Origin of the sequence: Streptomyces gilvus (genome assembly GCF_022513565.1) — a bacterium.
GTDB lineage: Bacteria > Actinomycetota > Actinomycetes > Streptomycetales > Streptomycetaceae > Streptomyces > Streptomyces gilvus.
Genome location: NZ_JAKWBE010000001.1, coordinates 359,060 through 373,700, shown reverse-complemented (window position 1 = coordinate 373,700; position 14,641 = coordinate 359,060). Strand labels below are relative to the sequence as shown.

General features: G+C 70.4%; 11 protein-coding genes. 10 read left to right on the top strand and 1 reads right to left on the bottom strand.

Annotated features, from left to right (window positions below):
• Window positions 1–248 precede the first annotated feature (248 nt).
• Window positions 249–1,487 (top strand): L,D-transpeptidase, encoded by a 1,239-nt coding sequence (locus tag MKW14_RS01670; RefSeq protein ID WP_240858295.1) that lies wholly within the window; start codon window positions 249–251, stop codon window positions 1,485–1,487.
• A 174-nt stretch (window positions 1,488–1,661) separates the two neighbouring features.
• Window positions 1,662–3,047, top strand: a complete 1,386-nt coding sequence (locus MKW14_RS01665; protein ID WP_240858294.1) for a glycoside hydrolase family 16 protein — start codon at window positions 1,662–1,664, stop codon at window positions 3,045–3,047.
• A 52-nt stretch (window positions 3,048–3,099) separates the two neighbouring features.
• Here MKW14_RS01665 and MKW14_RS01660 read toward each other — a convergent pair whose 3' ends face one another.
• Entirely contained in the window at window positions 3,100–4,005 is a 906-nt protein-coding gene (locus tag MKW14_RS01660; RefSeq protein WP_240858293.1) for a helix-turn-helix transcriptional regulator, read from the bottom strand.
• Between the two features lie 146 nt (window positions 4,006–4,151).
• Between MKW14_RS01660 and tkt the strand changes: the two genes are divergently transcribed.
• From tkt to MKW14_RS01620, 8 genes are all read left to right on the top strand, one after another.
• Complete coding sequence (gene tkt, locus MKW14_RS01655) at window positions 4,152–6,245, top strand: transketolase (protein WP_240858292.1); 2,094 nt, start codon at window positions 4,152–4,154, stop codon at window positions 6,243–6,245.
• Between the two features lie 22 nt (window positions 6,246–6,267).
• Entirely contained in the window at window positions 6,268–7,437 is a 1,170-nt protein-coding gene (gene tal / locus MKW14_RS01650) for a transaldolase (RefSeq protein ID WP_240858913.1), read from the top strand.
• Window positions 7,434–8,978, top strand: coding sequence for a glucose-6-phosphate dehydrogenase (gene zwf, locus MKW14_RS01645; RefSeq protein WP_240858291.1), 1,545 nt, complete (start codon window positions 7,434–7,436; stop codon window positions 8,976–8,978). The genes tal and zwf overlap by 4 nt, the downstream gene beginning before the upstream one ends.
• Window positions 8,975–9,901 carry a glucose-6-phosphate dehydrogenase assembly protein OpcA gene (gene opcA, locus MKW14_RS01640; protein WP_240858289.1) on the top strand — a complete coding sequence of 309 codons (927 nt, stop codon included), beginning with the start codon at window positions 8,975–8,977 and terminating at the stop codon, window positions 9,899–9,901. Before zwf ends, opcA begins: the two co-directional genes overlap by 4 nt.
• Before the next feature lies 1 nt (window position 9,902).
• A complete protein-coding gene (pgi, locus tag MKW14_RS01635) occupies window positions 9,903–11,555 on the top strand; it encodes a glucose-6-phosphate isomerase (protein ID WP_240858288.1) in 1,653 nt (550 codons plus the stop codon).
• 2 nt (window positions 11,556–11,557) lie between these two features.
• The gene (gnd, locus tag MKW14_RS01630; RefSeq protein ID WP_240858287.1) at window positions 11,558–12,436 is read left to right on the top strand and encodes a phosphogluconate dehydrogenase (NAD(+)-dependent, decarboxylating); all 879 of its coding nucleotides are present in this window, start codon (window positions 11,558–11,560) and stop codon (window positions 12,434–12,436) included.
• 7 nt (window positions 12,437–12,443) lie between these two features.
• Entirely contained in the window at window positions 12,444–13,037 is a 594-nt protein-coding gene (locus tag MKW14_RS01625; RefSeq protein WP_240858286.1) for a histidine phosphatase family protein, read from the top strand.
• 114 nt (window positions 13,038–13,151) lie between these two features.
• Window positions 13,152–14,618 carry a membrane-associated oxidoreductase gene (locus tag MKW14_RS01620; RefSeq protein ID WP_240858285.1) on the top strand — a complete coding sequence of 489 codons (1,467 nt, stop codon included), beginning with the start codon at window positions 13,152–13,154 and terminating at the stop codon, window positions 14,616–14,618.
• Window positions 14,619–14,641 lie beyond the last annotated feature (23 nt).

The window sequence follows — 14,641 nt, the reverse complement described above, 5'->3', positions numbered from 1 at the left end:
CCGCTCCTCGGGATTACCGGAACGGCCCTTGTCCGAGGAGCCGCTCAGGTCCCCGTGCTCCTGGATCCCGCGGATCGCCGCGCGGGTGCGAAGTCGCCCTGGTTCGGCGCGGGAATGCACGGAGACGGCCGGGCCGCCGGGGAGTCCTCACCGGAATCTCAGGAAGCCGCCCGGGCTTTCAAAGGACCAGCAAATCTGCGCGGCGCAGGATGCATCCGGACAAGGTGGAAATCCCAGGAAGGCCTGACGTGGGCGTCTCGCACATATCGAACCGGTCCCAGCAGCCCTCGGGGAGGTGGTCCCGGCGCGGTGTGCTCGGCGCGCTCGGCGTCGTACCGGCCGCCGCCGTACTGACGGGGTGCAGCGGTTCGGCGGGCGCCTCCGAGGGCACGGCGTCGCCCGGCGCGTCCGCGAAGGCGGCGGCGAGAAGGCCGACGGTGTCGGTCACCCCCGCCGACGGCACCAGGAAGGCCGGCTTCGCGAGCCCGGTCGAGGTCACCGTGACCGACGGCACGCTCGCGTCGGTGAAGGTCACCGGCAACGACGGCTCGACACTGGCCGGTTCGTTCAACGCGGCCAGGACCAGGTGGACGTCCGCGAGGAACCCTTACTCGGGCACGAAGTACACGGTGACCGCCACTCCGGAGGGCGCCTCTGCGCAGACGGCGACCTTCACCACGAAGTCGCCCGGCGAGACCTTCGTCGGCTACTTCACGCCCGAGGCGGACTCGACCTCCGGCGTCGGCATGCCCGTGTCGATCAACTTCACGCACGCCGTGCAGGACAGGGCGGCCGTGCAGAAGGCCATCACGGTCACCGCCGAGCCCGCCGTCGAGGTGGTCGGCCACTGGTTCGGCGACACCCGGCTGGACTTCCGGCCCGAGACGTACTGGGCGCCCGGCACGAAGATCACCCTCAGCCTGCGCCTCAAGGACGTCCAGGGCGCCGAGGGCGTCTACGGCGTCCAGCACAAGGACGTCACCTTCCACATCGGCCGCGCCCAGATCAGCACCGTGGATCTGTCGAGCAAGGAGATGGTGGTCAAGCGGGACGGAAAGACCATCGCCACCTACCCGGTCTCCGGCGGCAACGCCCAGCACACCACCTGGTCCGGGATCATGGTGATCAGCGAGCGGTTCAAGCAGACCCGCATGCAGGCCTCCACGGTCGGCCTCGGCGACGAGTACGACATCCCGGACGTGCCGCACGCCCAGCGCCTGACCACCTCCGGCACCTTCGTGCACGGCAACTACTGGGCGTCCACCTCGGTCTTCGGCCATGAGAACACCAGTCACGGCTGCGTCGGTCTGCACGACGCGAAGGGCGCGAACGACCCCTCCGTGGACGGCTACAAGTTCTACAAGAGCTCGATGCTCGGCGATGTCGTCATCGTCAGGAACTCCGGCGAGAAAACGGTCGATCCGGCCAACGGGCTCAACGGCTGGAACCTGTCGTGGTCGGAGTGGAAGGCGGGGAGCGCCGTTTAGGACCTGTTCCAGGCCCTGGCACAAACGGCATTCATGGGGTGAACTCACCCGCACCGGAAGGACTTTCCTTGTTTTAAGTCTTGACGGCCGGTGTGGGCGGGAGCACATTGGGGCCACTTTGAGAGCGCTCTCACTCGGCACCCGCAGCCATCCCCGTACCCGAGAGGCACCCCCATGAGTGCAAGCTCCGGCATACCGAGACGGCGACGCGCGCTCGTCGCCGTCCTCAGCACGCTCGGCCTGGCGGCCGCGCTCGCCACGGCCGCCACCCAGTCCGCCGACGCCTCCGCCCCCACACCCCCGTCGGGCTGGACCCAGGTCTTCCTCGACGACTTCAACGGCTCGGCCGGCACCGGCGTCTCCACCTCCAACTGGCAGTACGACACCGGCACTTCGTATCCGGGCGGCCCCGCCAACTGGGGCACCTCCGAGGTCGAGACGATGACCAGCAGCACCAGCAACGTCGCCCTCGACGGCAGCGGCAACCTGAAGATCACCCCGATCCGGGACGCGGCCGGAAACTGGACCTCGGGCCGTATCGAGACCAACCGCACCGACTTCCAGCCCCCGGCGGGCGGCAAGCTGCGCGTCGAGGCCCGGATCCAGATGCCCAACGTCACCGGGAACGCGGCGGCCGGCTACTGGCCGGCGTTCTGGATGCTGGGCGCGCCCTACCGCGGCAACTACCAGAACTGGCCGAGCGTCGGCGAGCTCGACATCATGGAGAACGTCAACGGCATCAACAAGACCTGGGCCACCATGCACTGCGGCACGGCCTCGGGCGGCCCCTGCAACGAGACGACGGGCCTGGGCAATTCGACGGCCTGCCCCAACACCACCTGCCAGTCGGGCTTCCACACCTACACCATGGAGTGGGACCGCTCGGTCAGCCCCGAGGCGATCCGCTTCTACGTCGACGGCGTCAACTACCAGACGGTGACGGCCAGTCAGGTGGACGCGACGACCTGGGCCAACGCCACCAACCACGGCTTCTTCGTCATCCTGAACGTGGCGATGGGCGGCGCCTTCCCGGCCGCGTTCGGCGGCGGTCCGACCAGCGCCACCGAGTCGGGGCATCCGATGCTGGTGGACTACGTCCAGGTGCTGTCGTCCAGTGGGAGCGGTACCACCACTCCGCCGTCCGGCAACCGTGACGCCTACAGCCCCATCCAGGCGGAGTCGTACGACAGCCAGTCCGGCGTCAGCACCGAGACCACCTCGGACACCGGCGGCGGACAGGACGTCGGCTACATCGCCAACGGCGACTGGGCCCTCTACAAGGGCGTCGACTTCGGCTCCACGGCGGCCACCCAGTTCTACGCCCGCGTGGCCAGCGGCGCGGCGAGCGGGGTGAGCGGCCTGGTCCAGGTACGCCTCGACAGCGCCACCAGCACGCCCGTCGGCAGCTTCGCCGTCGCCAACACCGGCGGCTGGCAGTCCTGGACGACGATCCCGGCCAACATCAGTGCGGTCACCGGCACCCACGACGTCTATCTGACCTTCTCCAGCGGCCAGCCGGCGGACTTCGTGAACCTGAACTGGTTCGACTTCGGTCACTGACAGCGCGGTTCACCAGAGGAGGGGCTCCACGTCTTGGGCGTGGAGCCCCTCCTCAGTGCATCTCCGCGCGGAACGCCGCCGGTGTCATGTCCGTGTGCTGCTGGAAGAACTTGGAGAAGTTCGCGGCGTCCGGGAAGCCGACGGCCGCGCCGACGCGGCCGATCGGGAGGTCGGTGTGGGCCAGGAGGCGCTTGGCCTCCAACACGACCCGTTTGTCGATGAAGCCCTTGGGGGTCTCGCCCGTGGCGGCGCGGACCGCGCGGACGAGGGTGCGGCGGGAGTAGCCGAGGGAGTCGGCGTAGGCGCTGACGCTGTGGTTGGTGGCGAAGCCCTTCTCCACGGCGTCCCGGAAGAGGGTGAAGGTCGTGTCGGACGGACCGCCGGCCCCCTGGGCCGAACTCGCCGCCAGATGGGCGAGACGGAGCAGGAACGCCGTCAGACAGTGGCGCAGGACCGCCGTGTGAAGACTCAGCGGAAGGGTCGTGGTGTCCTCGTACTCGTATCGCAGCTGGGTCAGGGCCGAGCGCAGGGCGGCCAGTTGGGCGTCGTCCGGGCGGAGCAGGGGCGGAAGGTCGTAGCGGTACAGGCCCGTCGCCTCCACCGTGGCACGGGGCAGGAAGCCGGGCTGCATGGTCAGCACGGTTCCGCGGTACTCGCTGGCATTCGGGAACCGGTGGACCTGCCCCGGGCGGATCCACAGCACGTCCCCCGCCGTCGCCTCGTACTCGGCGAAGTCGATCATGTGGCGGACGGGGCCGTCGTCGAAGAGCATCACGACATGGAAGTCGATGCGATGGACGCGGTGCAGCGGGGCATCCGCGTGCCAGGTGCGGCCGGCCCCCATCGGGCCGACCTGCATGCCGACCCCGCGCACACTCAGCTCGACCGGGAAGGGGAACGTTCTGATCACGTCCACGCCCCCGTCACCGTCGCCGCCTTGGATGGTTCTGTCCGCCATGTCCCTCTCACGCCGCCCGGCTGGTGCTCTCGGTGTCCCACTTTCACCACAGGCTGGCACACGAGGACCTACCACCGTAAAAGTCAGACTTTTAAGTTTGAACGCGCCAGGCCAGAACCACCGCTGCGATCGAGGACTTCTTGAAGATGAGCACGCAGACACCGGACCGCTTCGAATGGACCGAACTCGACCGACGCGCCGTCGACACCGCTCGGCTGCTGGCCGCCGACGCCGTACAGAAGGTCGGCAACGGCCACCCGGGCACCGCGATGGCCCTCGCCCCGGCCGCCTACACGATCTTTCAGAAGCTGATGCGCCACGATCCCGCGGACCCCGAGTGGACCGGCCGGGACCGTTTCGTCCTCTCCCCCGGCCACACCTCGCTGACGCTCTACACCCAGCTGTTCCTGGCCGGGTACGAGCTCGAACTCGACGACCTGAAGGCCTTCAGGACCCACGGGTCCAAGACGCCCGGTCACCCCGAGTACGGCCACACGGCGGGCGTGGAGACCACCACCGGTCCGCTCGGCCAGGGCGTCGCCAACGCCGTCGGCATGGCGATGGCCGCCCGCTACGAGCGCGGTCTGTTCGACCCCGAGGCCCCCGAGGGCACCTCCCCCTTCGACCACACCATCTGGGCGATCGTCTCCGACGGCGACCTGGAGGAGGGCGTCTCCGCCGAGGCCTCCTCCCTCGCCGGGCACCAGAAGCTCGGCAACCTGGTCTTCCTCTACGACGACAACCACATCTCCATCGAGGGCGACACCGCGACCGCCTTCTCCGAGGACGTCCTGAAGCGGTACGAGGCCTACGGCTGGCACACCCAGCGCGTCGAGCCCGCCGAGGACGGCGACATCGACGTACCGGCCCTGTACGCGGCGCTCAGGGCCGCCCAGGCCGAGACCGGCCGGCCCTCCATCGTCGCGATGCGCACGATCATCGCCTGGCCCGCGCCGAACGCCCGCAACACCGAGGCCTCCCACGGCTCCGCGCTCGGCGCCGACGAGGTGGCCGCCACCAAGCGCGTCCTCGGCTTCGACCCCGAGCAGTCCTTCCAGATCGACGCCGACGTGCTCGCCCACACCAGCCAGGCCCTGGACCGCGGCGCCGAGGCGCACGCGGCCTGGGACAAGCAGCTCGACAAGTGGCGCGGCGCCGACCCGCGGCGCGCCGAGCTGTTCGACCGGGTCGTGGCCGGCCGGCTGCCCGAGGGCTGGGAGGAGGCGCTGCCGGTCTTCGAGGAGGGCAAGTCGGTCGCCACCCGCGCCGCCTCCGGCAAGGTGCTGCAGTCGCTGGGCGCCGTGCTGCCCGAGCTGTGGGGCGGCTCCGCCGACCTGGCCGGCTCCAACAACACCACCATCGACAAGACCAGCTCCTTCCTGCCGAAGGGCAACCCGCTGCCCGAGGCCGACCCGTACGGCCGTACCGTCCACTTCGGCATCCGTGAGTTCTCCATGGCCGCGGAGATGAACGGGATCGCCCTGCACGGCAACACCCGCGTCTACGGCGGCACCTTCCTGGTGTTCTCCGACTACATGCGCAACGCGGTGCGGATGTCGGCGCTGATGCAGCTGCCGGTGACCTACGTGTGGACGCACGACTCCGTCGGCCTCGGCGAGGACGGTCCGACGCACCAGCCGGTCGAACACCTGGCCGCCCTGCGCGCGATCCCCGGTCTGAACGTGGTCCGCCCGGCCGACGCCAACGAGACCGCCGTCGCCTGGGCCGAGATCCTCAAGCGCCACGCCACCGACCCGGCCCCGCACGGACTCGCGCTCACCCGTCAGGGCGTACCGACGTACGCGCCCAACCCCGATGCGGCGAAGGGCGGTTACGTGCTGAAGGAGTCCTCGAAGGCGACCCCGGACGTGATCATCATCGCCACCGGCTCCGAGGTGCAGCTCGCCGTCGCCGCGCGGGAGCAGCTGGAGGCCGAGGGGATCGGCACCCGCGTGGTGTCGATGCCGTCGGTGGAGTGGTTCGAGGAGCAGTCCCGGGAGTACCGGGAGAGCGTGCTTCCGCCGTCGGTGAAGGCCCGCGTCGCGGTGGAGGCGGGCATCGGCCTGACGTGGTACCGCTTCACGGGTGACGCGGGACGCATCGTCTCCCTGGAGCACTTCGGCGCCTCCGCCGACGCGAAGACCCTGTTCACCGAGTTCGGCTTCACGCCTGAGAACGTCGCCGCGACGGCCAAGGCTGTGTTCAGTTCAACGACAGGCATCGCCGCCGCCCGCGGTTGATCCGATCGCCAGAAAGAAGATGATCAGTACCATGACCGAAGCAACCGCCACCGCGGGAGCACTGAAGCGCCTCAGCGACGAAGGCGTCTCCATCTGGCTGGACGACCTCTCGCGCGGGCGGATCGAGACCGGCAACCTCGCCGAGCTCGTCCGCGACAAGCACGTCGTCGGGGTCACCACCAACCCGTCCATCTTCCAGGCCGCCATCGGCTCCGGCGAGGGCTACGAGGAGCAGCTCGCCGACCTGGCCGTGCGCGGCGTGACGGTCGACGAGGCCGTACGGATGATGACCACCGCCGACGTCCGCGCCGCCGCCGACGTCCTGCGGCCCGTGTACGACGCGACCGGCGGCCGGGACGGCCGGGTCTCCATCGAGGTCGACCCGCGTCTGGCCCACGACACCAGGGCCACCGTCGCCGAGGCCAAGCAGCTCTCCTGGCTCGTCGACCGGCCCAACGTCATGATCAAGATCCCGGCGACCCGGGCCGGCCTCCCGGCGATCACCGAGGTCATCGGCCTCGGCATCAGCGTCAACGTCACGCTGATCTTCTCCCTGGAGCGCTACCGCGAGGTCATGGACGCCTACCTCGCAGGCCTGGAGAAGGCGCAGGCCAGGGGCCTCGACCTCGCCGCCATCCACTCGGTGGCCTCCTTCTTCGTCTCCCGTGTCGACTCCGAGATCGACAAGCGGCTGACGGCCCTGAGCTCCCCCGAGTCGACCGTCCTCAAGGGCCGGGCCGCGCTGGCGAACGCGCGGCTGGCGTACCAGGCTTATGAAGAGGTGTTCGGCTCCGCCGGCGACCCGTCCCGGTCGTCGGACCGCTGGACCGCCCTCGCCGGAGCCGGCGCCAACCGGCAGCGCCCGCTGTGGGCGTCCACCGGCGTGAAGGACCCGGCGTACAAGGACACCCTGTACGTGGACGAGCTGGTCGCCCCGGGCACCGTGAACACGATGCCGGAGGCCACCCTCGACGCCACCGCCGACCACGGCGGGATCACCGGTGACACGGTGACCGGCGGCTACGCGCAGGCGCGCGCCGACCTGGCCGCAGTGGAGGCCCTCGGGATCTCGTACGAGGAGGTCGTGCGGCAGCTCGAGGACGAGGGTGTCGCCAAGTTCGAGACGGCCTGGCAGGACCTGCTGGACGCCGTCGCCAAGTCCCTGGACAGCAAGGGAGTGGACGCGGAATGACCGAGATCCCCGCCACCGTCGACTGGGAGAACCCGCTGCGCGACCCGCGCGACCGGCGCCTGCCCCGTATCGCCGGCCCCTCCGGCCTGGTCATCTTCGGCGTCACCGGTGACCTCTCCCGCAAGAAGCTGATGCCGGCCGTCTACGACCTGGCCAACCGCGGTCTGCTGCCGCCGGGCTTCTCGCTCGTCGGGTTCGCCCGCCGGGACTGGGAGGACCAGGACTTCGCCCAGGTCGTGCATGACGCGGTCCGCGAGCACGCGCGCACCGAGTTCCGTGAGGAGGTCTGGCAGCAGCTCGCCGAGGGCATGCGGTTCATCCCCGGCGACTTCGACGACGACACCGCCTTCAAGCAGCTGAAGTCGGCCGTCGAGGAGCTGGACGCCTCCCGCGGCACCGGGGGCAACTTCGCCTTCTACCTCTCCGTGCCGCCGAAGTTCTTCCCGAAGGTCGTCCAGCAGCTGAAGAAGCACGGCCTGGCGAACGCGCGCGAGGGCGCCTGGCGGCGCGCGGTCATCGAGAAGCCGTTCGGCCGCGACCTCGCCAGCGCCCGTGAGCTGAACCGGGTCGTGCACGACGTGTTCGAGCCGGACCAGGTCTTCCGCATCGACCACTACCTCGGCAAGGAGACCGTCCAGAACATCCTGGCGCTCCGCTTCGCCAACGAGATGTACGAGCCGATCTGGAACCGGTCCTTCGTCGACCACGTCCAGATCACGATGGCCGAGGACATCGGCATCGGCGGCCGCGCCGGATACTACGACGGCATCGGCTCGGCCCGTGACGTCATCCAGAACCACCTGCTGCAGCTGATGGCGCTGACCGCCATGGAGGAGCCGGCCGCCTTCGACGCCGAGTCGCTGCTCACCGAGAAGCTGAAGGTCCTCAAGGCCGTGAAGCTGCCGGAGAACCTCGGCGCCCACACCGTGCGCGGACAGTACGCCGCGGCCTGGCAGGGCGGCGAGAAGGTCCGGGGCTACCTGGAGGAGGACGGCATCGACCCGTCCTCCACGACCGACACCTACGCGGCCGTCAAGCTGAACGTCGACAACCGCCGCTGGGCGGGCGTCCCGTTCTACCTGCGCACCGGCAAGCGGCTGGGCCGCCGGGTCACCGAGATCGCCGTCGTCTTCCAGCGCGCCCCGCACTCGCCCTTCGACTCCACCGCCACGGAGGAGCTCGGCGAGAACGCGATCGTCATCCGCGTCCAGCCGGACGAGGGCATGACGGTCCGGTTCGGCTCCAAGGTGCCGGGCACCTCGATGGAGATCCGGGACGTGTCGATGGACTTCGCCTACGGCGAGTCCTTCACCGAGTCCAGCCCGGAGGCGTACGAGCGGCTCATCCTGGACGTACTGCTCGGCGACGCCAACCTTTTCCCCCGCCACCAGGAAGTGGAAGAGTCCTGGAAGATCCTCGACCCGATCGAGGAGTACTGGGCGAAGAACGGCAAGCCCGCGCAGTACGCCTCGGGCAGCTGGGGACCCGAGGAAGCCGACGAGATGCTCGCACGAGACGGACGGAGCTGGCGCAGGCCATGAAGATCGACCTGACCGACACCACGGCAAGCAAGATCAACAAGGCGCTGGTGCAGGGTCGCCGCGCCATCGGTACGCCTGCCGTGGGCATGGTCCTGACGATGGTGATCGTCACGGACGAGGAGAACGCCTACGACTCGATCAAGGCGGCCGAGGAGGCCTCGCACGAGCACCCCTCGCGCACCCTGGTCGTCATCAGGCGGCAGGCCCGCACCCCGCGCGACCGCGTCGCCTCCAAGCTGGACGCCGAGGTGCGCGTGGGCTCCGACGCCGGCACCGGTGAGACGGTCGTGCTGCGCACCTACGGCGAGGTGTCCGACCACGCCGACTCGGTGGTGCTGCCGCTGCTGCTGCCGGACGCGCCCGTCGTGGTGTGGTGGCCGGTGGACGCGCCCGAGGTCCCCTCGAAGGACCCGCTGGGCGCGCTGGCCCAGCGCAGGATCACCGACCTGTACGCCGTGGAGAACCCCCTCGAGGCGCTGGAGACCCGGGTCCGTTCCTACGCGCCCGGTGACACCGACCTCGCCTGGACCCGGCTGACGCCCTGGCGCTCGATGCTGGCCGCCGCCCTGGACCAGGCGCGGGCGCAGATCGTCTCGGGCGCGGTGGAGGCCGAGGCCGAGAACCCTGCCGCCGAGCTGCTGGCGCGCTGGCTGGAGGCGCGGCTGAACGTGCGGATCGACCGTGTCGTCACGGCCGGCCCGGTCGTCACCGCCGTGCGCCTGGGCACCGCCGACGGCGAGATCGTCATCGACCGCCCCGAGGGCCCGCTGGCCACGCTGTCCCTGCCGGGCCAGCCCTCCCGCACCCTCGCCCTGAAGGTCCGCTCCACCTCCGAGCTCATCGCCGAGGAGCTGCGCCGCCTGGACGCCGACGAGATGTACGCGATCGCCCTGCGCGGCGAGAGCGCGAAGGAGACCGTCTGACATGTCCGACACCCCAAGCCTCACCCGCCGTCCCGAGTGGACCGCCCTGGAGGACCACCGCGCCCAGGGCGAACCCCGGCTGCGGGAGCTGTTCGACACGGACCCCGGGCGTGCGGAGCGGTACGTCGTCCGCGTGGGCGATCTGCGCATCGACTACTCCAAGCACCTGATCACCGACGAGACCCTGGCCCTGCTCCAGGAACTGGCCGCCGCCACCGACGTGTTCGGGCTGCGTGACGCCATGTTCCGCGGCGAGCGGATCAACCTCACCGAGGACCGGGCCGTCCTGCACACCGCACTGCGGGCGGCGCGGGACGCGGTGGTCGAGGTCGACGGCGAGAACGTCGTGCCGAAGGTGCACGCCGTGCTGGACCAGATGAGCGGCTTCGCCGAGCGGGTCCGCTCCGGCGAGTGGACCGGCCACACCGGCAAGCGGATCCGCAACGTCGTCAACATCGGCATCGGCGGTTCGGACCTCGGGCCCGCGATGGCGTACGAGGCCCTGCGGGCCTTCACGGCACGGGAGTCGACCTTCCGCTTCGTGTCCAACGTGGACGGCGCCGACCTGCACGAGGCGGTGCGCGACCTGGACCCGGCGGAGACGCTGTTCATCGTCGCCTCCAAGACGTTCACCACGATCGAGACGATCACCAACGCGACCTCGGCCCGTTCCTGGCTGCTGGAGGGCCCCGACGGTCTCCGCGACGACAAGGCGGTCGCGAAGCACTTCGTCGCCCTGTCGACGAACGCCGGCAAGGTCACCGAGTTCGGCATCGACCCGGACAACATGTTCGAGTTCTGGGACTGGGTCGGCGGACGGTACTCGTACGACTCGGCGATCGGCCTCTCCCTGATGATCGCCATCGGTCCGGACCGCTTCCGCGAGATGCTGGACGGCTTCCGGATCGTCGACGAGCACTTCCAGAACGCGTCGGCGGAGGCCAACGCCCCGCTGATCCTGGGCCTGTTGGGCGTCTGGTACGGCAACTTCCACGACGCCCAGTCGCACGCCGTGCTGCCGTACTCGCACTACCTCTCCAAGTTCACGGCGTATCTGCAGCAGCTGGACATGGAGTCCAACGGCAAGTCGGTGCAGCGCGACGGGCGCCCTGTGGAGTGGCAGACCGGGCCGGTGGTGTGGGGCACGCCCGGCACCAACGGGCAGCACGCCTACTACCAGTTGATCCACCAGGGCCCCAAGCTGATCCCGGCGGACCTGATCGGCTTCGCCCGCCCGGTGGACGAACTGAGCGCCGAACTCAAGGCGCAGCACGACCTGTTGATGGCCAACCTGTTCGCACAGGGCCAGGCGCTCGCCTTCGGCAAGACCGCCGACGAGGTGCGCGCGGAGGGTGTGCCCGAGGAGCAGGTCGCGCACCGCACCTTCCGGGGCAACCACCCCACCACGACCATCCTGGCGCGCGAGCTGACCCCGTCGGTCCTCGGCCAGCTGATCGCCCTCTACGAGCACAAGGTGTTCGTCCAGGGCGCGATCTGGAACATCGACTCCTTCGACCAGTGGGGCGTCGAGCTCGGCAAGGTGCTCGCCAAGCGCGTCGAGCCCGCCCTGACCGAAGGCGCGGACGTCCCGGGCCTCGACCCCTCCACCACCGCACTCGTGGCCGCCTACCGCGACCTCAAGGAAGGCAAGTGACAATGCAACTCGGTCTCATCGGTCTCGGCAAGATGGGCGGCAACATGCGCGAGCGGATCCGCCGCGCCGGCCACACCGTCATCGGCTACGACCGCAACCCCGACCTCTCCGACGCGACGAGCCTCGCCGAACTGGTCGACAAGCTGGAAGCCCCGCGCGTGGTCTGGGTGATGGTCCCGGCCGGCGCCGCCACCCAGTCGGTCGTCGACGAGCTCGGCACCCTCCTCTCCCCCGGCGACACGGTCGTCGACGGCGGCAACTCCCGCTGGACGGACGACGAGAAGCACGCCGAGGAACTGGGCGCCAAGGGCATCGGCTTCGTCGACGCGGGTGTCTCCGGCGGTGTGTGGGGCCTGCAGAACGGCTACGCGCTGATGGTCGGCGGCGACAAGGAGCACGTCGAGCGGCTCCACCCGATCTTCGAGGCGCTCAAGCCCGAGGGCCCGTACGGCTATGTCCACGCGGGCAAGGTGGGCGCCGGGCACTTCTCGAAGATGGTCCACAACGGCATCGAGTACGCCATGATGCAGGCCTACGCCGAGGGCTGGGAGCTGCTGGAGAAGGTCGACTCGGTGGACAGCGTCCGCGAGGTCTTCCGGTCCTGGCAGGAGGGCACGGTCATCCGTTCCTGGCTGCTGGACCTGGCGGTCAACGCCCTCGACGCGGACGAGCACCTCGACAAGCTCAAGGGCTTCGCGCAGGACTCCGGTGAGGGACGCTGGACGGTCGAGGCGGCCATCGACAACGCCGTCCCGCTGCCGACGATCACGGCCTCCCTGTTCGCGCGGTTCGCCTCCCGCCAGGACGACTCCCCGCAGATGAAGATGATCGCGGCGCTGCGCAACCAGTTCGGCGGCCACGCCGTCGAGTCGAAGGAGTAGCAAGTCCGTGGGGGACCTTCTCCTGGTCCGCCACGGCGAGACGGAGTGGAGCGTTTCCGGACAGCACACCAGCTTCACCGACCTGCCCCTCACCCAGCACGGTGAGGAGCAGGCCAAGTCCCTCGCTCCCCTCCTCTCGCAGCGGACCTGCGCACTCGCCCTGACCAGCCCGCTCGGCCGCGCGCTACGCACCGCCGAACTCGCGGGCGTCCCCTCTCCCGTGATCGAGCCCGACCTGCACGAGTGGGACTACGGCGGCTACGAGGGCATCACCACCGACGAGATCCACCGCACCCGCCCCGACTGGGACCTGTGGCGGGACGGCGTCCCACCCGGCCCCGACGGGCACCCCGGCGAGTCCCCGGCCGAAGTGGGTGACCGCGCCGACCGCGTGCTGGCCCGGGTGGACACGGCCCTCGCCCACCGAACGGGGGACGTGATCCTCGTCGCGCACGCCCACTTCCTGCGCGTCCTGACCGCCCGCCGACTGGGTCTGCCGCCCACCGAGGGACGGCTGTTCCAGCTCTCCACGGGCACGGTCAGCCGCCTGTCGACCGAGCACGGCCGCCCGGTCGTCGCCGAGTGGAACACCCGGCCGTAGCCCTCCCGGCCCGGGCCACGCATCCCTCCGCGTTCGCTCAACACCCGCGGTGAGCGGACGCGTTGGTGTCGTGGCCCGGGCGGCTGTCGTGCGGGGGCGTTAGAGTCCCGCCCTGTGGAGATCAACGAACTGACGCCGGCCGAGCGGCGGGTGTGGCGGGCGTTCGCCACGGGGGAAGCGGTCGACTTCGCTGCGGGCGGCGACGAGGACCCGGCCGAGGGCGTGCGGTGGGGCCCCGAACGGACCCTGCGGGCGACCGTGTTGCGGGCCCTGCTGCTCAACGGGCCCGAGGAGCCGGGTGAGATAGCCGCGCTGAAGGTGGACGGCGCCCGGATCACCGGCGTCCTCGACCTGCGGTACGGCACGACCGACCACGCGGTCCGGCTCAGCCACTGCCACTTCGAGGAGGTCCCGCAGCTGTACGGCGCGCGGCTGCGGCAGCTCAACCTGAGCGACTCGGTGCTGCCCGGGCTGTCCGCGGCGACGGTCCGGGTCGAGGGGGTGCTGCGGCTCACGGACTGCCGGTTCCGGGGGCCGGTGCGGCTGGGCGGGGCGCACATAGCGGGGGCGCTGTTCCTGGACCGCGCCCGGTTCTCGGCGCCAGAGGACGGCTCCGAGGGCGCCCTCCACCTCAACCACGTCAGCGTCGGCGACGATCTGTGGGCGCCCGGACTGCGGGCGGACGGCGAGATACGCCTCAACGGGGCCGAGATCGCCGGGTCGGTACGGCTGAACGACGCCCGGCTCAACCGTCCGGGCGGCGCGGTCCTCGACGGTGAGACCCTGGCGGTGCAGGGCGACCTCCTGATGCGGCGGGCGCACAGCGACGGCTGGATCGGTCTGCGCGGCGCCCGCGTCGCCGGCCGGTTCGACCTGTCGTACGCACGGCTGGCGAACCCCGGAGACACCGCCCTGCGGGCGAGCAGCTGCGGCATCGGGGAGCTGTGGCTGCGCAAGGGGCCGCCCATGGAAGGCGCCCTCAACCTGCGCCGCGCCCAGATCGAAGTCCTGTTCCTGGAACCGGAGATACTGCCCGCCGAGGTGTTCCTGGGCGACCTCGTCTACACCTCGCTCACCCCGCACGTGCCCGCCGAACGCCGCCTGCCCATGCTGGACCGGGACGGCGACGGCTATGTCCCGCACGCCTACGAACAGCTGTCGGCCGCCTACCGCCGGGTCGGCGACGACCACGCCGCACGGCTCGTCCTCCTCGCCAGGCAGCGCCGGCTGCGCTCGACCCGCGCCTGGTACGGCCGCGCCTGGGGCTACATGCAGGACGCCACCGTCGGCTACGGCTTCCACCCGCTGCGCGCCGCCGGGTGGCTTTTGTCGCTGCTGGCCGTCGGCTCGCTCGCGTACGCCCTGCACCACCCGCACCCGCTCAAGGCGTCGGAGGCCCCGCACTTCAACCCGGTGTTCTACACCCTCGACCTGCTCCTGCCGGTGATCTCCTTCGGCCAGGAGGACGCCTTCGCGCCGAGCGGCTGGTACCAGTACCTCGCCTACGCCCTGATCATCACCGGGTGGATCCTGGCCACCACGGTCGTCACCGGCGTCACCCGGACCGTCAGCCGCCAGTGAGGCGGCGTGCTGGGCGGCGAGGC

Coding starts and splice junctions, on each gene's coding strand:
- opcA (WP_240858289.1), top strand. CDS start 8,975: ATGAAGATCGACCTGACCGACACCACGGCAAGCAAGATCAACAAGGCG.
- tkt (WP_240858292.1), top strand. CDS start 4,152: ATGAGCACGCAGACACCGGACCGCTTCGAATGGACCGAACTCGACCGA.
- pgi (WP_240858288.1), top strand. CDS start 9,903: ATGTCCGACACCCCAAGCCTCACCCGCCGTCCCGAGTGGACCGCCCTG.
- gnd (WP_240858287.1), top strand. CDS start 11,558: ATGCAACTCGGTCTCATCGGTCTCGGCAAGATGGGCGGCAACATGCGC.
- zwf (WP_240858291.1), top strand. CDS start 7,434: ATGACCGAGATCCCCGCCACCGTCGACTGGGAGAACCCGCTGCGCGAC.
- MKW14_RS01665 (WP_240858294.1), top strand. CDS start 1,662: ATGAGTGCAAGCTCCGGCATACCGAGACGGCGACGCGCGCTCGTCGCC.
- MKW14_RS01660 (WP_240858293.1), bottom strand. CDS start 4,005: ATGGCGGACAGAACCATCCAAGGCGGCGACGGTGACGGGGGCGTGGAC.